The 20981-nt window shown below is 59.6% G+C and carries 21 protein-coding genes and 1 pseudogene; 8 read left to right on the top strand and 14 right to left on the bottom strand.

Annotated elements, in window-relative coordinates; genetic code table 11:
• Positions 1-141: 141 nt before the first annotated feature.
• From repB to ACGYK9_RS18045, 3 genes and pseudogenes are all read right to left on the bottom strand, one after another.
• Positions 142-1110: a plasmid partitioning protein RepB gene (repB, locus tag ACGYK9_RS18055; protein WP_394414412.1), complete on the bottom strand. Its 969-nt coding sequence runs from the start codon at positions 1108-1110 to the stop codon at positions 142-144.
• Positions 1110-2309, bottom strand: a complete 1200-nt coding sequence (gene repA / locus ACGYK9_RS18050) for a plasmid partitioning protein RepA (RefSeq protein WP_043754158.1) — start codon at positions 2307-2309, stop codon at positions 1110-1112. The genes repB and repA overlap by 1 nt, the downstream gene beginning before the upstream one ends.
• 341 nt (positions 2310-2650) lie before the next feature.
• Positions 2651-3518: pseudogene (locus ACGYK9_RS18045) on the bottom strand (recombinase family protein).
• Positions 3519-3747: 229 nt separating this feature from the next.
• Between ACGYK9_RS18045 and ACGYK9_RS18040 the strand changes: the two are divergent.
• The 5 genes from ACGYK9_RS18040 (at position 3748) to ACGYK9_RS18020 (ending at position 7982) form a co-directional block, all read left to right on the top strand.
• A complete protein-coding gene (locus ACGYK9_RS18040) occupies positions 3748-4815 on the top strand; it encodes a hypothetical protein (RefSeq protein ID WP_088635931.1) in 1068 nt (355 codons plus the stop codon).
• 215 nt (positions 4816-5030) lie between these two features.
• Complete coding sequence (locus ACGYK9_RS18035; RefSeq protein ID WP_088635923.1) at positions 5031-5621, top strand: L,D-transpeptidase; 591 nt, start codon at positions 5031-5033, stop codon at positions 5619-5621.
• A gap of 83 nt (positions 5622-5704) precedes the next feature.
• Positions 5705-6283 (top strand): L,D-transpeptidase, encoded by a 579-nt coding sequence (locus tag ACGYK9_RS18030; RefSeq protein WP_009815505.1) that lies wholly within the window; start codon positions 5705-5707, stop codon positions 6281-6283.
• A 63-nt stretch (positions 6284-6346) separates the two neighbouring features.
• A protein-coding gene (locus ACGYK9_RS18025) for an IS5 family transposase (RefSeq protein WP_088635922.1) occupies positions 6347-7104 on the top strand; the annotation gives its coding sequence in 2 pieces (ribosomal slippage) (positions 6347-6671 and positions 6671-7104; 759 coding nt in all).
• Between the two features lie 212 nt (positions 7105-7316).
• Complete coding sequence (locus ACGYK9_RS18020) at positions 7317-7982, top strand: L,D-transpeptidase (RefSeq protein ID WP_088635921.1); 666 nt, start codon at positions 7317-7319, stop codon at positions 7980-7982.
• A 25-nt stretch (positions 7983-8007) separates the two neighbouring features.
• Here ACGYK9_RS18020 and ACGYK9_RS18015 read toward each other — a convergent pair whose 3' ends face one another.
• Positions 8008-8292, bottom strand: coding sequence for a hypothetical protein (locus ACGYK9_RS18015; RefSeq protein ID WP_088635920.1), 285 nt, complete (start codon positions 8290-8292; stop codon positions 8008-8010).
• 182 nt (positions 8293-8474) lie between these two features.
• On the opposite strand from ACGYK9_RS18015, the gene ACGYK9_RS18010 reads away from it, so the two are divergent.
• From ACGYK9_RS18010 to ACGYK9_RS18000, 3 genes are all read left to right on the top strand, one after another.
• Positions 8475-10829 carry a cation-translocating P-type ATPase gene (locus tag ACGYK9_RS18010; RefSeq protein WP_271690351.1) on the top strand — a complete coding sequence of 785 codons (2355 nt, stop codon included), beginning with the start codon at positions 8475-8477 and terminating at the stop codon, positions 10827-10829.
• Between the two features lie 34 nt (positions 10830-10863).
• Positions 10864-11151 (top strand): zf-TFIIB domain-containing protein, encoded by a 288-nt coding sequence (locus tag ACGYK9_RS18005; protein ID WP_071974146.1) that lies wholly within the window; start codon positions 10864-10866, stop codon positions 11149-11151.
• A gap of 182 nt (positions 11152-11333) precedes the next feature.
• Positions 11334-11846: a murein L,D-transpeptidase family protein gene (locus tag ACGYK9_RS18000; RefSeq protein ID WP_035367119.1), complete on the top strand. Its 513-nt coding sequence runs from the start codon at positions 11334-11336 to the stop codon at positions 11844-11846.
• A gap of 219 nt (positions 11847-12065) precedes the next feature.
• Here ACGYK9_RS18000 and ACGYK9_RS17995 read toward each other — a convergent pair whose 3' ends face one another.
• Genes ACGYK9_RS17995 through ACGYK9_RS17950 form a run of 10 tightly spaced genes read right to left on the bottom strand, consistent with a single transcriptional unit; the run spans position 12066 to position 20968 of the window.
• Positions 12066-13067, bottom strand: coding sequence for a cytochrome c oxidase assembly protein (locus tag ACGYK9_RS17995; protein ID WP_088635918.1), 1002 nt, complete (start codon positions 13065-13067; stop codon positions 12066-12068).
• Positions 13064-15001 (bottom strand): penicillin acylase family protein, encoded by a 1938-nt coding sequence (locus tag ACGYK9_RS17990; protein WP_088635917.1) that lies wholly within the window; start codon positions 14999-15001, stop codon positions 13064-13066. Before ACGYK9_RS17990 ends, ACGYK9_RS17995 begins: the two co-directional genes overlap by 4 nt.
• 24 nt (positions 15002-15025) lie before the next feature.
• Positions 15026-15193 (bottom strand): hypothetical protein, encoded by a 168-nt coding sequence (locus tag ACGYK9_RS17985; RefSeq protein WP_009815492.1) that lies wholly within the window; start codon positions 15191-15193, stop codon positions 15026-15028.
• Positions 15184-16797: an apolipoprotein N-acyltransferase gene (gene lnt / locus ACGYK9_RS17980; protein WP_088635916.1), complete on the bottom strand. Its 1614-nt coding sequence runs from the start codon at positions 16795-16797 to the stop codon at positions 15184-15186. The genes ACGYK9_RS17985 and lnt overlap by 10 nt, the downstream gene beginning before the upstream one ends.
• Positions 16764-17267, bottom strand: a complete 504-nt coding sequence (lspA, locus tag ACGYK9_RS17975; RefSeq protein WP_369824853.1) for a signal peptidase II — start codon at positions 17265-17267, stop codon at positions 16764-16766. Before lspA ends, lnt begins: the two co-directional genes overlap by 34 nt.
• A complete protein-coding gene (locus ACGYK9_RS17970; RefSeq protein WP_088635914.1) occupies positions 17251-18033 on the bottom strand; it encodes a ZIP family metal transporter in 783 nt (260 codons plus the stop codon). The genes lspA and ACGYK9_RS17970 overlap by 17 nt, the downstream gene beginning before the upstream one ends.
• A gap of 12 nt (positions 18034-18045) precedes the next feature.
• A complete protein-coding gene (locus ACGYK9_RS17965; RefSeq protein WP_043772538.1) occupies positions 18046-18501 on the bottom strand; it encodes a DUF411 domain-containing protein in 456 nt (151 codons plus the stop codon).
• 3 nt (positions 18502-18504) lie between these two features.
• The gene (locus ACGYK9_RS17960; protein WP_271690352.1) at positions 18505-19878 is read right to left on the bottom strand and encodes a M23 family metallopeptidase; all 1374 of its coding nucleotides are present in this window, start codon (positions 19876-19878) and stop codon (positions 18505-18507) included.
• Positions 19875-20501, bottom strand: a complete 627-nt coding sequence (locus ACGYK9_RS17955; RefSeq protein WP_088635913.1) for an SCO family protein — start codon at positions 20499-20501, stop codon at positions 19875-19877. Before ACGYK9_RS17955 ends, ACGYK9_RS17960 begins: the two co-directional genes overlap by 4 nt.
• Entirely contained in the window at positions 20501-20968 is a 468-nt protein-coding gene (locus tag ACGYK9_RS17950) for a copper chaperone PCu(A)C (RefSeq protein WP_088635912.1), read from the bottom strand. Before ACGYK9_RS17950 ends, ACGYK9_RS17955 begins: the two co-directional genes overlap by 1 nt.
• Positions 20969-20981 lie beyond the last annotated feature (13 nt).

Genomic DNA, 20981 nt, shown 5'->3' with positions numbered 1-20981 from the left:
ACTCTTGACCAGTTTGCTGGAGGTTGCTACATCATGAGTGCTAATCGAATGATGAGGGCTCTCCAGGGGAAACTTTGGGGGGCTCTTTTCTTTCTGGTCTTCGCTTTTCTCCTCTGCTCGCGTTACTCTGTGTGGCTTGGGTTAGGACCCAGAGCCGCTCTCATTCCGCCACTGTTCGAAGAGCTGCAAAAGCGTTGCCTCCGCGCGCTCTTCGAGCCATCGGCCGAATTCTGGGTTGTCCTTCTTGGCGATCTTGATGGCGATCGTTTTCTGATCAACTGTCAGCGTTCCCACAGAGCTACCGTCCCCATCTTTGACGACGGACGTTAGGGTGCGATTGGCTTGCTTCTTGTTGCTACGCGCCTTGTTCGAGCAAGCCGAGTAGACTGCCTGAAACTTCTCCGCGCTTGGAGTGTCGTCGGGCAGGGCGGCAATCGCCTCTTTGGCCGTGTTCACCAGATCTATCTTTTTCGAGAACGCGGCTAGGTCACCCCATTGCCGTCGTCCGATGCCATGTGCCGGCCCGATCAGCTGTACAAGCCCTTCTGGCAGTTGCTCTATGACGACGCGATGGTTGGATACGCCCTGCCGTGTCAAGCCTAGAGCATCCTGAATAACGTTTGGCTTGTAACCTGATTCCTGCATCTCTTTGATGAAAAGTGATTTCTCGATGAAAGACGGGTCCAGTCGGAGGTTGTTCTCTTGGCCCTGTGCGATCAGAGATGCGTCGTCATCCAGGGTTCGAACGATCGCCTTGACCGTTCCGCCGACCATGCGGATTGCTGCAAGTCTGCGTCGGCCGTAGATGATACGGTATCTGTCCGGTTGGGCCGATGGACGGACCATAATTGGCACTTGTTGCCCATGCTTGCGAATGCTTTCGGCCAACTCATCAATACTGGAATCCTCAAGCACCAACCGATCGCGCAGACCATCCATGTCAATCTGATCGGGCTCGATGTCCCGAATGGAATTCGCGGTGATCTCGCGCAAAGATTCGCGCAAGCCGCCAACAGATCCTGGCAGTTTTGCCGCTTTTGGCGGGGTAGGGGAGGGAGCTGTGCTTTCCTTCTCGTCCTTTGGTGGCTGATTGAAGATATTTCGGGCCATCAGCGACGCCCCCATGCCATTTGGATTGTTTGTTCAAGCTCATCGCCAACGCCGTTCACGCTGGTCAGAGCGCGATCAATCGTTTTCCTGATAAACTGGCTCGGATCAACTTCGTAGACGGTTTGCTGGGTCATACCGGCGTCCGAGATTGCTGTAGACTTCAGCATTGGCTCAGTCATGACCTGTCCAGCCAAGATTGATCTCAGGTAGCCCGCCATCTGGGTCTGAGGCCCGTCCGACGGCTCGTATCTCGTGATCAAGAACTTCACGAAGTCCCACGTAACGCGTCGGCCAATGGCTTCTTCGACAGCCTTAACCGTTTCCGAAGCCAGCTTGAGGAACTGGCTCATCGAAGCAATGTCGAGCATGCCTGGTACGACCGTTACCAGGAGCCCTGTCGAGGCTGCCAACGCCGTTAGGGTAAGAAAGCCAAGTTGAGGTGGGCAGTCGATCAGAACGATGTCGTAATTCGCCTCTACTTCCTCAAGCGCTAAGGCAAGACGCTCCGCAAATATGGGCTGCACCCGACGGGCGAGGGCGTTTGCCGTCTCAGTTTCGTATTCCGAGAGCATTAGGCCCGCTGGGACCATATCGAGCTTATGGAAGTAGGTCTTTTGGATGACGGCTGAGAGCGGAACTTGTTCCTCATATCTCAGTGCATCATAGATTGTGCCGCCCTCAGCGAACTCGAGCTCAGGCCGAAAGCCGAAAAAGGTGGTCAAACTTGCCTGCGGATCGAGATCCAAGACCAACACTCGGTAGCCTCGCAAAGCATACCGTTGTGCAAGATGGATCGTTGCTGTTGTTTTTGACGATCCGCCTTTGAAATTGACGACAGATATCACCTGGAGACGATCGCCTTCACGTCGACCGGGGCGGTAGCTTTCTGCGTTCTTTCCGGTGCGCCCCAGAATGTCGCGCAGCTTATCGATCTCTTGGGCTGTGTAGAACCGGTGTCCGCGGTTGTCTGTATGAACTTCCGGGAAGCTGCCGTCCTTGTGCCGGTTGCGTAGGTTGGATGTGCTAACGCGCAGGAGGCTGGCAACTTCGGTAGAACTGAAACGGCGCAGGGACTTTCGTTCTTCGGGCTCGAAAGCGATCTTCATCTGGCGATCCAAAGATTCAGCCAGATTGTCTGCAAATGCTCCGATGTCAGAAGAGCCTATGCCTTGCGCGTATCCAACGTTTCGATCATCCATATCCTGCTGCCCACTCTCGGCCTTTGTTGAGGCTCTTGGTCATTCTGACGGTGTATAGCGCGTCTGACGCGTTTTGCCGTCAGAATGGGAATGCCACGATCCAGTGAGTCCGGCAAGAAGAATCTAGATGTAGTGTAAAAGTTATCGACAGCACCAATACATCCAGTCACATCAGGACAACCGCAAGCTTTTGATTTTATTGTATTAAGTCTATGCGATCGCGTTTCAAGCCACCTATCCGAATTGTTTGGACGATTTCAGCTAAACCCATGCAGCCAATGGCACATTTGACCTTCTGACGGTGTCTGGAGTGCTGATTCAGTTGGATGAGCTTCTGCTAGTTACCGTCGGGAGTGAGCCGATTCTGATGAAATTAGACCAAGTCGATCCGCTCGTTCGAGCAACATCTTGACCGAAGACGGCTGCCAGCTGGCACGACCTCGAGGGGTGCGTTCGCGCATAGCTTCCAGCCTGTCGCAGATCGCCTGCAGCGTGATTTCGGGGGCCGCGCCTTTGATCGCTGCGACGATGGCCGGCAGGCGGTCATCGGTTTCGCGGCGTCCGGCGCGGCCAAGCATCTCGGAGCAGTCGGCTTTGTGTCCAATGGCGATCTGGGGACAGGGGGCCATTGATGATCCGCAGCAGGTCTTCCCAGGCCATATCGGGGCGCAAACGGCGCACATGGGGCACCCAATCCTGCGCAGTTTCGTTCAAGCGCTCCATGTAGCCGTCCTGTCACGCCAGCCGCACCTTGCGCAGCGCAGCGGGATCCTTGGCGCGTAGCCCAGGATTGCCACCAACGCGACCTTTGGCGCGCGCAGAGGCAAGCCCGGCCTTTGTGCGCTCACGTATCAGCGCGCGCTCGAACTCGGCCGCGGCGCCCAGAACCTGCAATGTGAACTTGCCCTGCGGGGAAGCGGTGTCGATGGGGTCCTGCAGGGAGCTAAAGAAAGCTCCCTTGGCCTCAAGACGCTCGATCACCTCCAATAAGTGCGACAGAGACCGCGTAAGCCGGTCTATCCGCACAACGACCAGCGTGTCGCCGCTCTGGACGCGTTCGAGCACGCGTGCCAGCACCGGTCGCGCGCGATTGCCGCCCGAGGCGTGTTCTTCAAAGATCTCGACGCAACCCGCAGTTTGCAGGGCCTCAGACTGGGGCAGGGGGGTCTGATCCTCTGTGGAAACACGGGCGTAGCCTATCAGGGGCATGAAATCGGGCCGTTTGCAGTTTCACATACCGCTAATAAACGACCGTTTGTAACCAAATGCAAGTAGGTGCTCTCTCGTCGTGCTCGTCCAAAAACCTTTGGTTTCCTTGCGCTGAAAGCGATCTGAGAGGTTTCACCTGCAGTCGCGCGCGCGTACTATATAAATGGCGCAGGCAGCGGCCACGAAAACGCCTGGGCAATGTGCAAAAAATCAGTATTTTGCACACAAGATGACGCAAGCCTCTTCTTTGACTGATGATTACGGCGACCTCCTTATCACCATCGAGGAGGATGAAGAGGCTCACGAAGACGATCTCTGGTTTCTACCTAGGTCACTTGAAGAAGAACCGGATGATTTGCCTCCAGGGCCACGGGCGGAACCGCCCGACACTGCTGTCGTCGAAGACTGGGCAAAAGCAGAAGGCGTTCACGCTGCGCGACTGGCAAGAGTGGCTGGACGCCTGGGAGCTCTGGATGACCGGCTGCTGCGTGGCCCGGAAGGCTGGCGGCATCGCCTCGCTCTTATCGAGGCAGCGGATCTCAGCTGGTTCGCAGGGGATCGGGTGAGTTCTGATCGTCTGGCGCTCTGGATATCGATGCGGCTGTCAGGTGCACAGGATGACCCAAATGCACTGGCAAGAGTTGGATGGGCTGTTCGGCGCCTAACAGGCGGTCCTGGACCGAAAGCTGACTTGGCCGCCTTCCTGGATCGCCGCGATCCCGAGAACATTGAAGACAGCGCTGAGCGTTTCGAGGATCGCGCGGGTGGGTGGCTGGACGTCATGGCAGCCGCAAAGGGTCTCCACCCGATCACGCGGGCGTGCATGGGGTATCACCTGTGGAGCTTGGCGGGCCTCGGACGCCACGGCGACCAGATCGAAGCTGCCGTCACCGCGTCCAGGATCGCGACCAGCGATGGAAGCGGTGCCATCTTCGCGCCGCTCGCTATGGCCGGGGCCGGGGGGCTGCGCGTTTCGGGCTTGCCACCCGAGCGTTTGGCCCGCTGGTTGGATGGGATGAACAGCGCAATTCTAACGGCGATGCGAACACTTGATGATATTGAAGTGTGGATCGGGCGGGCAGAAAACGTCATGGCGCAATTATCTGGCCGCACGCCGGTTGCCTTGCGAAAGGTTTTCACGGAATGGCCCTTGGTCTCCGCCCCGATGGCTGAGGCCATGACCGGAGCCAGCCGCGCCGCCGTTCAGCGCAATCTCGCATGGATGGAGGCAAGCGGTTTGATCCGCGAGGTGACGGGGCACGGGAGGTATCGCATGTGGAAAGCTGACCTAATATAGGTCATTTGTCGAGGCTGACACCGGCTTGACCTGGCACGCTTTAGTGCCGCCCCAGATGATCGTTTAAGCCACTTTCCGTTCGAATGCGACAAGGCTTTTCCAGCCCAAAGCGTTCGTTAGCCATTCGTCTCACGTTTTTGTGACAATTGATCGCTTGAAGCTCCAGTGGGTGAAGGTTGTAACCAGGCGAAAGAGGCACGACCGAAGGATTGATCATGAAGCTAATTAAAGACTCATTTATCTCACGTCGCGGAGCGCTGCTCGGTGCGGCCGCAAGTGGCGTGTTCCTAGGAGCAGGCGTTGCAACAGCGCAAACCACAGCACCACTTGCTACGCCACCAGTGCGCCGCAATATTTCATCCTTCAGCACCTCAAACTGGCGGGATCACTTCGATAATCTAAACCACGGTGCAATCCTGTGCGACATTGATTCCCGAGCGGTGCAATATTGGTCAGAGGATGAAAGTGTTTATAAGCTGTATCCGTCGAGCGTTCCGGAATCCGAAGAACTGACAAAACGCGGATACACTAGCGTTATCAAGAAAGTGGAAGGACCAAGCTGGCGCCCCACGCCTTCGATGAAGATCCGCAATCCGGATTGGCCAGACTATTTTCCACCCGGTCCAGACAACCCCTTGGGTACACACGCCCTCTACCTTTCATGGCAATATTACCGCGTCCACGGAACGGGCGACACGCGGAAAATTGGCCGCCAATCGTCGAACGGATGCATCGGCCTTTACAACGAACATATCAAAGAACTGTTCGCTTTGGCTGAGGTAGGAACACAAGTGAAATTGTTCTGATCGCGCACCTAGCATGACTTGTTAAAGTCTTTTTTCGTGTACCGGCGTTCATTCAACGTTCACCGTTCGAAAGCCACAGCTTCATGAATCGAAGAAAATTCCTCCTTGCCGCCGGGGCTGTTGGCACTTTGGCCAGTCAGCCAGTTTCAGCCCATGTAGTGCTGCCAAAGTATGATTTACCGCCGGAGTATTTACCTCAAGTAGTGAGCATTCCAGAGGGCTCCGCTCCATACGAAATCCATGTTGTTCCAAGCCAGTTTGCCCTGTTCTGGACCCAACCCGATAACACTGCAATTCGCTACGCTGTCGGGATCGGTCGCCCGGGCCTTTACGAGGCAGGCGAATTCTATGTGGGGGCAAAGAAGGAGTGGCCCAGCTGGACACCGACCCCGGGCATGTTGCGTCGTGAACCGAAAAAGTATGGACCGTTTCGGAATGGAATGCCTGGCGGTCTGAGCAACCCTCTAGGTGCGCGGGCCCTCTACCTTTTTCAACCGGGACGCGGGGATACCTTTTTACGTGTGCATGGCACAAATGACCCAAGCACTATTGGCAGTGCCGTTTCAAACGGATGCGCCAGATTGGTTAACGATCAGATTGTCCAGTTGTATGATATGGTTCCGCTGGACACGCGTGTGATCCTGTACCCCGCAACTTTCTAGGGTCAGGATGCATTGATTTTCAAAGCGCTGCGTGATTCACGGCCCGGAAAACGGAGCGGTGACATGAGCGACCTTTTCTGGCTGACCGACGAGCAGATGGCCAAGCTTTCCCCTTTCTTTCCCAAGTCCCACGGCAAGCCTCGGGTCGACGACAAACGCGTCTTGAGCGGGATAATCTTCATCAATCGCAATGGCTTGCGCTGGCGCGACGCGCCTGAAGCCTATGGACCGCATAAGACGCTGTACAGCCGGTGGAAGCGCTGGAGCGAGAAAGGCATCTTCGCCAGGATGATGGTCGGCCTGGCTACCGGACACCGCGAAGAAAAAACCGTGATGATCGACGCGACCTATCTGAAAGCACACCGTACCGCGACCAGCATGGCCGCCAAAAAGGGGGGCGCGGTCGCCTGATCGGTCGAACCAAGGGCGGCATGAACACAAAACTGCATGCCATCTGCGACAGCCAAGGACGACCGCTCAACCTGTTCGTCACCGCCGGACAGGTCAGCGACTACATCGGCGCACGGGCGCTGCTCAGCAGCCTTCCAAATGTCGAATGGCTGCTCGGGGATCGGGGCTACGACGCTGATTGGTTCCGAGAAGCATTGCAAGACAAGGGGATACGCGCCTGCATTCCCGGCCGAAAGCAACGCAAGACCCAGGTCAAATACGACAAGCGCCGCTACAAGCGGCGAAACCGCATCGAGATCATGTTCGGGCGCCTCAAGGACTGGAGGCGCGTGGCAACCCGCTATGACCGCTGTCCAAAGGTCTTTCTCTCAGCCATCGCGCTCGCAGCAACCGTCATCTACTGGTTATGAATCCTGACCCTAACGAATTGTCGCTGCGCAACTTCGGACCAGGTATCGTGCGAGCAGTTTTCTCCTCCCAAGCAAACTGGAAACTGCAAGGATCGCATGTTTACTCACGAAAATTTGCCCTTGAACCTCTAGCCACTAGAAGTCCTATCTGTTCAAGGAGAACACATACCGTTCTTGCCATCAATCGCCGGTGGGAACCGAAAGGGTACGACATGCTGACAAGACGACACTTCATTCAAACAACAACGGCGCTATTTTCTGCGACCGTTCCCGGCGTGACGTTTGCCGATAGCTGGCCCACCGAGGCGCAGAAGGCTGAATGGGACGCACAGGTGACGCCTCCAAATTATGTCCCCGAAACCTCCAATCCCTGGGATTTGCACCCGCGGTTCCTGCCGCAACGAGTCCTTGCGAAGGCCGGTCTCGTGCCGGGAGATATCCATGTCGACGCGGTCGCACGATATCTTTACCACATTGAAGAGGGTGGAACCGCGATGCGCTACGGCGTGGCCATCGCGCGGGGGAACCTCTACGAGCCGGGTGTCTATACCATCAAGCGCAAGGTCAGGTGGCCGCACTGGCAACCGACACAGAGCATGATCAATCGCGACCCCGAACTTTATGCTGACATTGCCGATGGCATGGAACCGGGACCGGAAAACGCGCTTGGATCGAGGGCGCTGTATCTCTACGTCGGGGATCGCGATACCCTTTTGCGCATCCATGGCACTCCGAGCCCACGGAGTATCGGTGGCCGCGCAAGTTCGGGCTGCGTACGGATGGTCATGGCTCATATCAATGATCTTTACCCGAACGTCGAGACCGGCTCTACGGCCTATCTTTACTCGGCGGAGGACAGCGTGACTGCCCGCAGCTAAGCCAAGCAGCGGACGGCAAACGCAATTAAGTTTCGCGAGGGGTGCAGATACGATTGCCGTTCGCCGTGCGCAGCGGCAGCAAGGTTGTTTCTACGGGGCCGCTGTGTTTGTACCAGTAGCACCCGTCTTCCGGTACCAAGCGCGCAGTTGCAACATCCTGATCCGGGGCAGCCATTGCAATCACGGCTTCGGGAACGTTGCCCCCCTGTTTTGCCACGTCGCCCGGTCCAGTCGGCTGGACTGCGCACCCGGCCGTGAGCGACAGCGCCACTGCAACCATCATTTTTTGCTTCAGAATCAAAACCCGCATTAAGTTTCCTTTCGTGACTGTTTTTCTTTGCAGCGGCTGTTCATGCCTCAAGGCGTGATAGAGCCAGTCACCGCATCCTCTAGCAATAAAACAATCTGAAATACCACCGTATTTTGCTCTTGAAGCTCTAGCCACTGTAGGGGCTATGTCATGGTAAAGCACCCGAATCCAGAGGTCCATTCATGCCGTCCGACACCCATCGTCACGACCACGATCACGCCGAAGATGCCCAGACAAGCGGCGGCAGCTGCTGCGGGAGCGCCGGAACGTGCGGCGACATCGTTCCGGCGACCCCCGCGCCAGCGGGCGGGCGCAGTTTTCAGGTGTCCGGCCTCGATTGCGCCGAGGAGGTAGCAATCCTGAACAAGGTGGTCGGCCCGAAGATCGGCGGGGCCGAACATCTTGCGTTCGACGTGATCAATGGACGGATGACTATCCTCGACAGCGCCAAGAGTGTATCGGACGGCGAAATTGCAGAACTGGTCGCAAGCACCGGCATGACCGCCAAGCCCTGGGATGCCGAAAACGCGTCGGTCGACCAGGCGGCCCATCTTGCACGCCAGCGGCTGTTTACGGCGCTCAGTGGTGGCTTCTGGGCCGCGGGATTTCTGTGGCACATCATCGAGACCGGCATGGGGGGGGCACTTGGCCTCTTCGCAGGGCACGGCGAAGCGCCGATGCCACTGGTCGAGGCAGGGCTATTCGCGGTCGCGATCCTGTTCGGTGTTTGGCTCGTGGCGCCCAAGGCATGGTCGTCCGCACGGCGGCTGTCGCCCGACATGAACCTGCTCATGGTCGTCGCAGTCGCGGGTGCAATTGGCCTCGGCGAATTTTTCGAGGCGGCGACGGTTGCGTTCTTCTTCTCGCTCTCGCTTTTCCTCGAAAGCTGGAGCGTCGGGCGTGCGAGGAATGCGGTTTCAGCTCTGCTGGACCTGGCGCCGCCGACGGCAAGAATTCTTTATGATGACGGTTCGGAAGCGGACGTACCGGCTTCCGCGGTTGCTATCAACGCACGTTTCGTCGTGCGCGGCGGAGATCGCATCCCATTGGATGGTGAGGTTGTCGATGGGGCAGGGGCCGTCGATCAGGCGCCAATCACCGGAGAGAGTGCGCTGGTCCCAAAGGAACGGGGCGACGAAGTCTATGCCGGTACGATCAACGGCGAAGGCACACTGACGGTGCGCGCCACGAAGGCCGCCTCGGACACCGTGTTGGCCAAGATTATCCGCATGGTCGGCGACGCCCATGCCCGCCGTGCGCCGGTGGAGCAGTGGGTGGCGAAGTTCGCCCGCATCTACACGCCTATCGTCATGGCTCTCGCCATTGCAATTGCCCTGCTGCCGCCGCTCATTTTCGGTGGGGCCTGGGATTATTGGTTCTACAATGCACTCGTGCTGCTGGTGATCGCCTGCCCGTGTGCTCTGGTCATCTCGACACCGGTCTCCATCGTCGCCGCACTCACCGCCTCAGCGCGGGCTGGGGTGCTGATCAAGGGCGGTGCATATGTTGAGGCACCGGGCAAGACCACTGCACTGGCCATGGACAAGACCGGCACGATCACCATGGGCGAGCCGGAGGTGGCGGCGGTGCATCCGCTGGGCAAAGCATCGGCGCAAGATCTGATGACCCTCGCCGCTGGGCTGGAGGCACGTTCCTCGCATCCCTTGGCGCGCGCCATTCTCGCGCGGGCAGAAGCCGAAGGCATCAATGTGTCCGCCGCGCAAGATACCCGAACCGTTCCAGGTAGGGGACTTGAAGGACGCACAGACGGCCGGTCGATCTGGCTAGGGTCCGACCGGTTTGCCGAGGAGAAGGGTTTCGGCGACGCCATTCCGAAGGATCTGCGCGACCGCATCGAAGGGGCCGGCAGCACCCTTGTTGCCGTGGGCGACGACACCGGCGTCACCGGCATCCTGGAATTGCGCGACCGTATCCGCCCCGATGCCAAGGGCATCGTGGCACAGCTCCACGCGCAGGGCGTGAAGACCATCGTCATGCTGACGGGCGACAACGAGCGGACAGCGCGCGCTGTTGCAGCCGAGGTCGGCATCGACGAGGTCCGTGCCGAGCTTCTGCCCGAAGACAAGGTGACAGCTATCGAAGAACTGGTCGAAACGCATGACATGGTGGCCATGATCGGCGACGGGGTCAACGACGCCCCGGCCATGGCGCGCGCGCATTACGCCATCGCAATGGGTGCCGTTGGTTCGGACGCGGCAATCGAGACGGCGGATATTGCCCTGATGACAGACGACCTCGGGAAGGTGCCTTGGCTGATCGGTCATTCGCGCCGGACAATGTCGATTATCCATCAGAACATCGGTATTTCCTTGGCGACCAAGGGCGTTTTCGTTGTCGCTACCGCTTTCGGAGTGGCATCGATGTGGGGCGCTATTGCAGCCGATGTAGGAGTGTCATTGCTGGTGGTGGCCAACGCCCTGCGCCTGCTGAACAGCCAAGAGGCCAAGGCGCCGCCGTCTGGCGGTGAACAGGTTGGCGAAGGCTTGGCCAAAGGAGCGCTGGCACATGGTCATTGAACTGGGAGAACCCGGAAAGGAGCCGAGACGAGACATGAGCGTGAAGGGCAGGATGATGTGTCCGGTTTGCGAGGTGCCCTTGAGCATGACCGACCGCCAGGGGATCGAGATCGACTTCTGTCCCGATTGCCGGGGTGTCTGGCTCGACCGGGGTGAACTGGACAAGATCATCGAGCGTTCGGCACCCGATGTGGCGCCTCAGCGGGTGCCTGAGCCGCGCGGCTACGACGATGATCGCGGCTACCGGCGCGGAAAGCACGGCGGCGGCGACCGCAAGCACGGCTATCGACGCAAATCCTGGCTTCACGAGTTGTTCGATTAAGGCTTGCCGTGGTCTCCCTGCCGGTCGCCCTCAAGGCGCTGCGGTAGGCCCGCAAGGCATTCAGCGGTGAGCAGGTTGGTCCAGAGATGGCAAAGGCCGCGCTTGCCCACGGACATTGATCACGCAGCATTTGCAAGGTAACGTAATGTCCATATCAGACCTCACGAAAGAGGCATCGAGCAGTGAAAACCATCCGATTTCCCCGCCGCGCCGTCCTGTTGGGCGGATTGGCAGCGTTTTTGTCTGGCTGTGCCAGCAAGTTCCGCAGCTATGGCGGACCCGAAGTGACCCGTGTTCGGCTTTACAAGGGGCAGCGTTTGCTTGTTCTGGACGGAGCCGATCGCGTATTGCAAACCTATCCGGTCGGGCTGGGTTTCGCTCCTGAGGGTCACAAGCAATTCGAGGGAGACGGCCGGACCCCTGAGGGCGCTTACGTAGTCGATAAGCGCAACCCCGACAGTACGTATCATCTTTCGGTTGGCATCTCCTATCCGAATGAGGCCGACATCGCCTTTGCTGAAGCGCAGGGCCTTTCCCCCGGCGGCGACATCTTCATCCATGGTGGTCCACGCCCAGGCATCGACCCAACGGACGTCCGCGACTGGACAGCTGGCTGCATCGCGGTCACAGATCGGCAGATCGAGGACATCTATGCAATGGTGAAAGACGGAACACCGATCGACATCTACGCCTGATGGGAGGAGATGATCTTCCGTCAGATCAGGCAAATCGTCGGCACAGGGCCACGTTGATCGCTTCGATGGCGATCACGGCCAAAGTGACACTTGCCGCCGTGGGCCAGCGCAAGCACCCGGTACGCGTAAGGACACTACAATATGTGTCCAGCCGTGGCAGTGGCGAGACAGGCGGGCCCTAGCGGAGAAGAATACGTCTGGTCTCATGTCGAATTCAATCTATCCGAGGGCATAGACGATGGTCACGACGGTAACCATGACAACCATGAACATGGAGAATGCGCCAAGGGCGAGCGTACGGCCCATGTCTCGGTTCGGCTTCCCTACTTTCAGACGCAGTTCCTCCGCGGTTTCCGGAAACTCGAGCGCCGCCGCATTCGATTGGCGCATCAGGTCGTAGCGGGACGTCCAGCGCCGTTCCTCCGCCGCGTTCCAGCCGTTCAGCACCAGAATGATTGCCGCGATGAGAACCATCGACGACGGGACCCAGATTACGTAGCCACCGATTGTCTCGTCAGCCAGGGCGCGAAGTCGGCCACCGCTCGCTGCGATGATTTCTGATCCATAGAGAGGCACCTCTTTGAGCGTTGTCAGGGAGCCCAGAAAGATGTTGGAAACGATCACCACGAACCCTGACATCAGCCGAGCACCGCGCCGCGCTCCTTCAGGCGGATCACGCAGATCGAACAGCATAGCAAAGTACCAAAGCCCAGCCAGCACCATAGACAGATGTGCTAGCGCTTCCATCGCCGCAATACGTTGTGTAAGGGCGTAGATCATCGGGATCTGCCAGACGAAAAGCGCACCAATCAACAAGGAGGTGGCAGATGCAGGAAGCGCCAAGAATCGCGGGATGCGCGCACGCCCAATCGCGGCAAGGCGTCGGCGCCATTCCCTTTTCAATCCGGCTTGAAGGACAAGCCAGGGTTGAGAAACCGCAATGAGAATGGGTCCTGCCAGTCGCAGAAGAAGATGCTCGGCCTGGTGTACCGAAAACAGACTGTGCCCCAATGGCGGGAGCGGCCCATTCGTCGCGACGAGGACGGCCGCGAGGCCGACAAAGAAGACGGCTCGACGCCAGCCAGAAACCCTTCCGAGACAGCGAGCGTGTATTTTGAGCCCACGCAAAAACAGCCATGCTGTAAGACCGACAACAATGAGCGACACCGGTGACAGCACATAGCCGAAAGGGTCGTAAAGGAAGAAGAAGTTCGTGATCATTCGCTCTGGCCCTCGCTCATCCGAGGGTTGTCGGAGGTAGCCGGTGTGAGCCGCGATATCCCGGAAGCGCCGCCACGGGCTAGTGACAGATCGGTCGACATGGCGAGGTATTCGCCTTGTATCCACGAGGGAAAAAGATTGTCGTAGAATCGAGATAGCGGATGTCCCGACTGTCCGGCGGGCGAGATGTAGTATGATCCCGCTGCTCCCGATATCGACATGACCGCCTGAAAATTGCTTCCGGCACTTACAAGGAATGGACGGTCTTCTTCAACACCAAATGACGTCAAGAATTGCGTAAAGGGATCGCCTGAGATCGGCGCTTGAAGGGACAGCAGGTCGGTCAGCAACCCACGTGAACTGATCGGCGACCACTGCATGTCCAATGTATGCTCCTCCCCCCAGGTCCAGGTCGAAAGATCGCGCCCATATCGATCGACCAGCCAGCCAAGGGCATCATCCAAGGCCACGCGAACCTGCTCCTCACATGTCTCTCGAGGTGACGATGGACGGATGTCGCACCAGATCGCGCTGCCGCGACGATCGCTGAGTACCGCATAAAGAAAGTCCGGGTTCGGACGGGTCCAGAGTTGCTTCGCTGTCGGAAACTCGTCTTTCAAAATGCGCTGCTGCAAAGCCCAGACCCAGGTCCAAAACAGCAGAGGTTCCGGCGCATATCGATCCATTTCGCCATTCCACGACGCAAGCCTGTCCAGTAGCTCACGACGAAGGTCGTCCGTATCGGTGCCTTCGATGCTGTCTCTGGACTGCACGAACCAAAGCTCTTTCGCCATTAGGGGCAGGAGGGTTCGCGCCACGGAACTTACGGTGTCCCTTTGAACACCCATGACGCCTTCTGTCGAGAAGATCGATTGCCGCGTTTCAAGCTCCGCCAGTCGAATGTCGCGAAATGACGACGCCCGTACGGCTTCCTCTTTTGGCCAACGGTCAACGGTCTCTCGATCAATTACCAATGCCTCCATGCCCTTCGGCAACATGTCTGCGGCAACTCTAGTGGCATCGTTCGCGTCGGCTGAACGCGCAAACAGCTCCAGCATCGTCAGGAAACCTGCCGTCTGCATGGGTGATGGCCCCCCTGGCGCCTCCTCGTCTGGCACGGGAAGTGACCGGAAGGCCCAGGCGACGCGCGCGTTGCGACCAACAATAACGAAAGGTACGCCCGGCATTGTGGCCCCTATGGCCGGCCCCGTCGAAAATTGAAGATCAGCGAGATACCATTCCGAGGGAAGCGACAGGGAACCGCTGATTTCGGCGGCGAGAATTGGCGTCCCGGTAGCGGTTCGGTCACCGTCCATCGCCCACGCATTGAGGCGCTGCTGCGGATCAGTCGCCAGTAGTTCGGGCGCTCTCGGGCGATCCGTCGGTATAATGGCACCTGATATACTCGGCATTCCTTCCCGTGCGCTTCCCGGTCGCAGGCCATTCAGGAAAGACCGGGCAATCCTCAGGCTATCGCCGGGTGTCCAGGCCGCGATCGACCGTTCGTCTGCGATCAGCAGCTCCGGAGAGCCTCTGCCACGCCCGCCTTCCGACACAAGCTCGAGCCACGCATTGACGCCCGCGGCATAGGACGCGAGCGCGTCTGAGACCGCTGGCGCAACGGACAATGTCCCATCGGCTGGCCACGAAGCTTCCGCTTTTCGCCTTGCCCTTAACAGTTGACCGAGCCTGTCTTGGGCGTGAACGAAGCCGATCGCGAAGTAGACATCTGCAGCGGAAGTCGCGGAGATGTGCGGGACTGCCGAAGAATCTCGCAGAATGTCGACCGGTCCGCCTAAGCCTGCGACCGTGAAGTCCTCGTCGTAGTCGGGAACGGATGCGCTCAGCAGAAAATAGACCAACCCGGAACCAACCGATACCGTGATGCAGATTGCCAGAAACCCGTACAGCAATATGTTGAAAAGCCGTCTCATGTCGGTGCTGTTTCGAAACCCTTCTTAAAAAAAGATGCGCAAGAGGACCACCGATATGAAATAGGTGAGAAGACCGAAGGCGATCGCCGAACTCGCCGCATACTGGAGGATATCCAGCCGGTTTCCTTTTCGGCGTCGCGCCAGATATCCACCCCAGATCGCACCCGCGACAATGCCCGCGATTACCAGCATGACTTTTTCTCCGTTCTTGTTCTCTTGTTGCACCGGTGTGTGCCGACCAGACCTGCAGCCAGTCCGACGGCCCAAGTAGTGAAGATGAGAGCCAGCAGCGCCCAGTCACCGAAGCGCGCATAGAGCGTTGACGGATGAGCAGAGGGCAGAGCCGCATCTATGACACCGGTTTCTCCGTTGCCGAGCCGCGCGACGAGGTCACCGTTTGCGTCGATGATCGCGGAGATCCCTGTGTTTGCGGCCCGGACGATGGGAAGCCCTTCCTCGACAGCGCGCATGCGTGCGGACGCGAGGTGCTGCTCCGGTCCAATGCTGGTTCCGAACCAAGCATCGTTGGTCGCATTGAAAATCCAGTCCGGCCGGAACAGATCGTCGACCACATGGCTTGGGAAGATGATCTCATAGCAGATCGCCACGGCGACCAGCGGCACACCCGGAAGCGCAAGCGTTCGCGGGCCCGGTCCGGGCGTAAAGTCGCCCAGACCCGCCGTGAGCCGCTCGATGGGCAACCAGCCACGGAATGGCACATATTCGCCGAAGGGTACGAGATGGTGTTTCGCGTATCCGGTCAGGATTCTGCCGGTCGCGCCAAAAGCCTGGACCGTGTTGAAATATCGGGTGCCATCCTCGCTCGGTACACGGTCCGGCACACCGGTGAGCAGCACCCTGCCCTCTGTGAGCGCAGCGGCAATGCGGGCCTGCGCCTCCGTATCCTCGTCGAGGAAACCCGGAAAGGCGGTTTCCGGCCAGAGAAGCACGTCGAAATCGCCGCGCCGGGTTGAAAGCTCAAGATAGCGCGCGAATGTCGCCTCGCGGTTCTCGGGCGCCCATTTCTCCTCTTGTGGAATGTTGCCCTGGACGATGCGCAGGTCGACACCGGGTGGCTGTTGTGCATCCGACTGGAGGCGCAGCGTGCCGACAGCCCACATCGTCGCGATTCCGGCCAGCGCCATGAGCGAAACGGTCAATCGTTGCCGCCCGGACGCCATAGCAGCCGCGCCAGGGAGTACCGCGACGAACACGGTGAGAAAGCTTAGCCCATAGCTTCCGACCCAGGCGGCGGTCTGGCGAAGGGCGGCGTAGTCTACAAGTGCGTAACCGGCCAGATTCCAGGGAAACCCTGTCAGAACGTGACCACGCAACCACTCGGCCACGGTCCAGGAGGTCGCGAACAGGAGGCAGGCCAAGAGACTGCCCATGGCTCCGCGCCGCGCGATTTCGGCAAAAAGCGCAGCGGCAATGGCTGGGAAAATCGCGAGACCTGCGGACAATCCCGCGACCGCCGGAATCGCCATCGTCCCAAACCGCTCGGCCTCGACGTAGAAACTTTCCGCGATCCACCAAATCCCGAAACCGAACTGGCCGAGACCAAACGCCCAGCCGACGAGGAAAGCACGCCCGAAGGAGAGATCGCGAAGCCCGACAAACAACGCGGAATAGGCAACGGGAACAAGCAGGAGAATCGAAAGAGGCGGGAAAGTCAGAACGGTCATCGCCCCGGCGGCGAAACCAAGCGTCATCCGCGAAAGAAAACGGTGGCGCAGAGCGATGCGGTTCAGAATTTCCGGCTTCACGACTTGATCGAACGCCGCGCGCTGATCCATGGCGCGGCGAGCAAGAGCCCCACGCCACTGACGACAAATACATCGGCCAAGTTGAAGGCAGGCCAATGTGTTGTGCCAATGTAGAAATCGAGAAAGTCTGTTACAGCCCGATACCGCACACGATCGATGACATTGCCCAGGGCTCCGCCAATGATCGCACCGTAGGCAAGCATTTCCACCGCATTGTCGGCGCGAAACAGCATAACCCCTAGCCAAACACAGATGGCAAGAGCGAGAGCGATTAGGCTCCACCACGGAGCGCCGCCCAGCATCCCGAAAGTCACGCCGTCATTACGATAAAAGACGAGGTTGAATCCCGGAAACACGGAAATCCCGGCGCTTAAAGTGGCGGCATCCGCAACAACAATGGCTTTGGTGATCTGATCAATCGCGAACGCAGCAAGCGCCGCGAAGACGCCGATCACCGGAGATACCTTGTTTAGTGACATTGCCTCATCCCAACCAGACATCGAGAAACAGCATCAGAACGAGCCCGACTGCGAGACCGAGCGTCGCCCTGTTCTGATGGCCGCTGCGATGGGTTTCGGGGATGATTTCGTGGCTGATGACGTAGAGCATTGCGCCCGCGGCAAAGGCCAGTCCCCATGGCAGCAGCGGTTCCGACAGTGTGATGATCCCGGCCCCGAGCAGGCCGCCAATCGGCTCGACCATGCCCGTCAGCGCCGCGATGCCCCAGGCGCGCAGCTTCGGATATCCCTCGCCCAGCAGAGATACAGCGACGGCCAATCCTTCGGGCGCATTCTGAAGCCCGATGCCGACAGCAAGCGGCAAACCGCCCTCCATACCTCCGGATCCGAAGCCGACCCCCACGGCAAGGCCTTCGGGGAAGTTGTGGATCGTGATCGCAATGATGAACAACCAGACCCGCCGCAAAGACGCCGCTTCGGGCCCTTCGCGTCCCATCTTGAAGTGCTCGTGCGGCAGCTTTTCGTTCATCAGGGCGACAGCCCCCATGCCCAGAAGAATCGAAACGCATACGATGGCCGCAGGCATCGCGCCGTTTTCGAACATCGGCTCCGCCGCATCCAATGCCGGGATGATCAGCGAAAAGAAAGAAGCGGCGAGCATCACACCGGCAGCGAAGCCGAGCGACAGAGCGCGTGTGGCCCGAGACGGGATGCGCCCGAACAGCACGGGAACTGCTCCGACTGCTGTGAGCGATCCGGCGGCAAGACTTCCGAGAAAGCCGAGCATTATCGGAGACAGATTTCCCATGGGCGGGCCAGATTATCCTTCGGCGTAGCTCGAAAAGACTTCCGTCGACCCGTCCTTGCGGATGAGGAAGACATCATAGGCTTCACGGTCGTCTTCTGGCCCCATGCCGGGCGAGCCATAGGGCATCCCCGGAACAGCGAGGCCGACGGCGTCCGGGCGCTCCTCGAGAAGGCGGCGGATGTCAGCGGCCGGTACATGGCCCTCGATCACGTAGCCGTCAATGAGCGCGGTGTGGCAGGAGACCATGCGCTGCGGCACGCCGTTGTCTAGCTTGAAGCGCACGAGAAGCCCGCCGAACATGTCCTGGCCGGTCGGCACAAACCCGTTCTCTTCGAGATGTTTCATCCACGAGAGGCAGCAGCCGCATCCGTTGGTCTTGCGGACGTCGATCGCCGTTGCCTCTGCGAGGGCCTGGGCCGCTGGGAACAGGGCGAGCGTGATGGCGAGAGCTTGGGTCATGCGTTTCATGGGTCAGAGCCTTTCGGTTGTCGTTTTGGCAATCTCGCTGCCGAGGTTTTCATTCAGAAGCGCGCGCGCCTCGGCCAGACGCGAGAGCGCGGCGGTATCATCCGCTTCGCTCTCGGCTGCTTCGGCGAGCCGGTCGTCAGTGAGGGGGTCAGTCGGGCGCCCATCCACGAGGACTTCGTAGTGCAGGTTCGGACCTGTCGCCGTGCCAGTCGCGCCGACGCGGCCGATCACATCTCCCGCCGCAACGCGTTGGCCTTGTGCCAGGTCTTCCGGCACGGCGCTCAGATGCGCGTAGCGCGTCATGGTGTCGGAGCCGTGCGAGATTTCGACCACACGGCCATAGCCACCGCGCCAGCCAATGAAACTAACCCGCCCCGGTGCCGTCGATTGAACCGGTGTCCCACGTGCCGCTGCGAAATCGACGCCGGTGTGCATCCGGACGTTGCCAAAGACCGGATGCGTGCGGCGTCCGAACACCGAGCTGAGGCGCGCACCCTCGACCGGCTGTGCGAAGACGCGCAGCACCTCGCCATCGACGTAGATCGTCGCCTGACCGCTGCCGTCGTCCGGCCATACGATCTCGTAAAGCGAACCGCCGACCTCCAGTGCGGCGAAGGCGAGTTCGGGCTGTCCGATCCTGTCCTCTCCGACCCGCGCCTCACGCCAGAGAAGCCTTAGTGTTTCGCCACCGGCCATCTCGCGGCGGAAATCCACGGTCCCACCCAGCATCTGCGCAAGGTCCACGGAAAAACGGGCGGGTATGCCGGCTTCGTCGAGTGCCGCGAAGATCGAGCTGTCGATCACGGCTTCGCCGGCAAGGGTTACGATCTCCGGATCCGGAGCCACGACCTGTGTGGACAACTGCTCGCCGAAAACCACCTCGATCCGAACCCCGTCCTCGACGGCGAGTGAGACGGTGCGGGGGCTGCCGTCCACGGTCGAAGCGACAGTGACCGAGTGCCCCGGCCGCAGCCGTCGCAGATCGTATTCCGCACCAAGCGCGAGGGCAACTTCGGCTCTGTCAGGTGCCGCAAGACCGGCCTCTGACAGCAAGAAATCGAGCGTTTCGCCCGGAGCAATGTCGCGCGACCACGTCGACAGGGGTGGCTCGATCGCTTGCACCGGCCTGTCGGCAAACGCGGCCTGCAGAAGGGGCAGCGGGCTGAGGTCGGGTGCATCGTCTGCCCATGCCGCCGCGGGCAACGTCACGGGGATGTCAACGTTCTGGGGGGCTTCAGGACCTTGGGGCATCCAGCTACCTGCCTGGGCAAGTTCCGGCGGCACGGGTTCTTTCGACATGGAATCAGAGATGGCGATAGCCGCTCCCGAAACCGTCCCCGCAATTGCGACACAAGCCGCCAAAGATCTGAGCCTCATGTCGCCCCCTCCATTTCTTCTTCCAGCGCGCGGCGGATCTTCGGCACCGCGAATTCTTTGGGCTCGTGATAGTCGATCATGGTGACGAATCGCCCAGAGGCTGCGAACAGGAAGACGCTCGCGGTGTGGTTCATCGTGTAATCGCCGCTCTCCGCCGGTACTCGCTCGTAGGTGGCGCGGAAGCCGTCCGCGACGCGCGCTATCTGCTCTTCCGGTCCCGTCCAGCCACGTATCCCAGGATGGAAGTAGCCGACATATTCCGCCATCGCCTCGACGGTATCGCGCTCGGGGTCGACCGTAATGAAGACCACGTTCATCTCGTCGGCCTCGTCTCCCAGATCGTCGAGCCATCCCGAAATGTCCGAGAGCGTGGTCGGGCAGACATCGGGACAGTAGGTGAAGCCGAAGAACACCATCGTCGGGCGACCGATCAGGGTTTCCGGCCCGACCGCGTTGCCCTCATGATCCGTCAGACGGAAATCCATCTCGGTCAGGGCCATAGGCCGCTGCCCGACAGGTTCGGGTCCACCGGGTCCATCGACCTGCCACCAACCGACGAAGAGCATCAGGGCGACCGCCCCGACACCAGCCGCGCCGTACCCCAGGATCGCCCGTCGCCGCATCAGTCCTCCGGCCCTCGCGCGGCGATGCCGAGGATCGGCACATGGACCGTCACTTCGCCTCCGTCGTCGAAAAGCAGGGTCAGCGGAAAGGTGTCCCCTTCCGTCATCGGTTCTTTCAGCCGCATCAGCATCGCGTGCAGGCCGCCCGGCTCGAGCGCGACGCTTTCGCCAGGGGCGATCGCGATCTCCCCCGCCGGGCTCATGGAACTCACACCTTCGGCATTGGTCTTCGTCTCGTGAATTTCGGGCATCATCGCGAGCGGTGTTGTAAGGCCGATCAGCGTCACCGGTTCGTCGCCAGTGTTGCGGATCGCCATGTAGGCGGCCCCGGGGCGGTTCATCCCGATGGAGGCGCGGGACCACGCGTTCTCGACGACAACATCCTCTGGTCCGGCCAGCGCGGGCACTGAGAGCCCTCCAAAGGTCAAAAGCACGGCCAGTGTGCCGGTCAAAATATACTTTTTCATCGTTCTGATCCTG

It is taken from the genome of Sulfitobacter sp. 1A15258 (assembly GCF_043557045.1).
Taxonomy (GTDB): domain Bacteria; phylum Pseudomonadota; class Alphaproteobacteria; order Rhodobacterales; family Rhodobacteraceae; genus Sulfitobacter; species Sulfitobacter faviae.
The sequence above is the reverse complement of the archived record's forward strand: the minus strand, read 5'-3'. Positions and strand labels throughout refer to the sequence as shown.

What these genes read in the sequence shown, in the direction of transcription:
- repB (WP_394414412.1), bottom strand. Translation starts at nt 1,110, where the DNA reads ATGGCCCGAAATATCTTCAATCAGCCACCAAAGGACGAGAAGGAAAGC.
- repA (WP_043754158.1), bottom strand. Translation starts at nt 2,309, where the DNA reads ATGGATGATCGAAACGTTGGATACGCGCAAGGCATAGGCTCTTCTGAC.
- ACGYK9_RS18040 (WP_088635931.1), top strand. Translation starts at nt 3,748, where the DNA reads ATGACGCAAGCCTCTTCTTTGACTGATGATTACGGCGACCTCCTTATC.
- ACGYK9_RS18035 (WP_088635923.1), top strand. Translation starts at nt 5,031, where the DNA reads ATGAAGCTAATTAAAGACTCATTTATCTCACGTCGCGGAGCGCTGCTC.
- ACGYK9_RS18030 (WP_009815505.1), top strand. Translation starts at nt 5,705, where the DNA reads ATGAATCGAAGAAAATTCCTCCTTGCCGCCGGGGCTGTTGGCACTTTG.
- ACGYK9_RS18020 (WP_088635921.1), top strand. Translation starts at nt 7,317, where the DNA reads ATGCTGACAAGACGACACTTCATTCAAACAACAACGGCGCTATTTTCT.
- ACGYK9_RS18015 (WP_088635920.1), bottom strand. Translation starts at nt 8,292, where the DNA reads ATGCGGGTTTTGATTCTGAAGCAAAAAATGATGGTTGCAGTGGCGCTG.
- ACGYK9_RS18010 (WP_271690351.1), top strand. Translation starts at nt 8,475, where the DNA reads ATGCCGTCCGACACCCATCGTCACGACCACGATCACGCCGAAGATGCC.
- ACGYK9_RS18005 (WP_071974146.1), top strand. Translation starts at nt 10,864, where the DNA reads ATGAGCGTGAAGGGCAGGATGATGTGTCCGGTTTGCGAGGTGCCCTTG.
- ACGYK9_RS17995 (WP_088635918.1), bottom strand. Translation starts at nt 13,067, where the DNA reads ATGATCACGAACTTCTTCTTCCTTTACGACCCTTTCGGCTATGTGCTG.
- ACGYK9_RS17990 (WP_088635917.1), bottom strand. Translation starts at nt 15,001, where the DNA reads ATGAGACGGCTTTTCAACATATTGCTGTACGGGTTTCTGGCAATCTGC.
- ACGYK9_RS17985 (WP_009815492.1), bottom strand. Translation starts at nt 15,193, where the DNA reads ATGCTGGTAATCGCGGGCATTGTCGCGGGTGCGATCTGGGGTGGATAT.
- lnt (WP_088635916.1), bottom strand. Translation starts at nt 16,797, where the DNA reads ATGGATCAGCGCGCGGCGTTCGATCAAGTCGTGAAGCCGGAAATTCTG.
- lspA (WP_369824853.1), bottom strand. Translation starts at nt 17,267, where the DNA reads ATGTCTGGTTGGGATGAGGCAATGTCACTAAACAAGGTATCTCCGGTG.
- ACGYK9_RS17970 (WP_088635914.1), bottom strand. Translation starts at nt 18,033, where the DNA reads ATGGGAAATCTGTCTCCGATAATGCTCGGCTTTCTCGGAAGTCTTGCC.
- ACGYK9_RS17965 (WP_043772538.1), bottom strand. Translation starts at nt 18,501, where the DNA reads ATGAAACGCATGACCCAAGCTCTCGCCATCACGCTCGCCCTGTTCCCA.
- ACGYK9_RS17960 (WP_271690352.1), bottom strand. Translation starts at nt 19,878, where the DNA reads ATGAGGCTCAGATCTTTGGCGGCTTGTGTCGCAATTGCGGGGACGGTT.
- ACGYK9_RS17955 (WP_088635913.1), bottom strand. Translation starts at nt 20,501, where the DNA reads ATGCGGCGACGGGCGATCCTGGGGTACGGCGCGGCTGGTGTCGGGGCG.
- ACGYK9_RS17950 (WP_088635912.1), bottom strand. Translation starts at nt 20,968, where the DNA reads ATGAAAAAGTATATTTTGACCGGCACACTGGCCGTGCTTTTGACCTTT.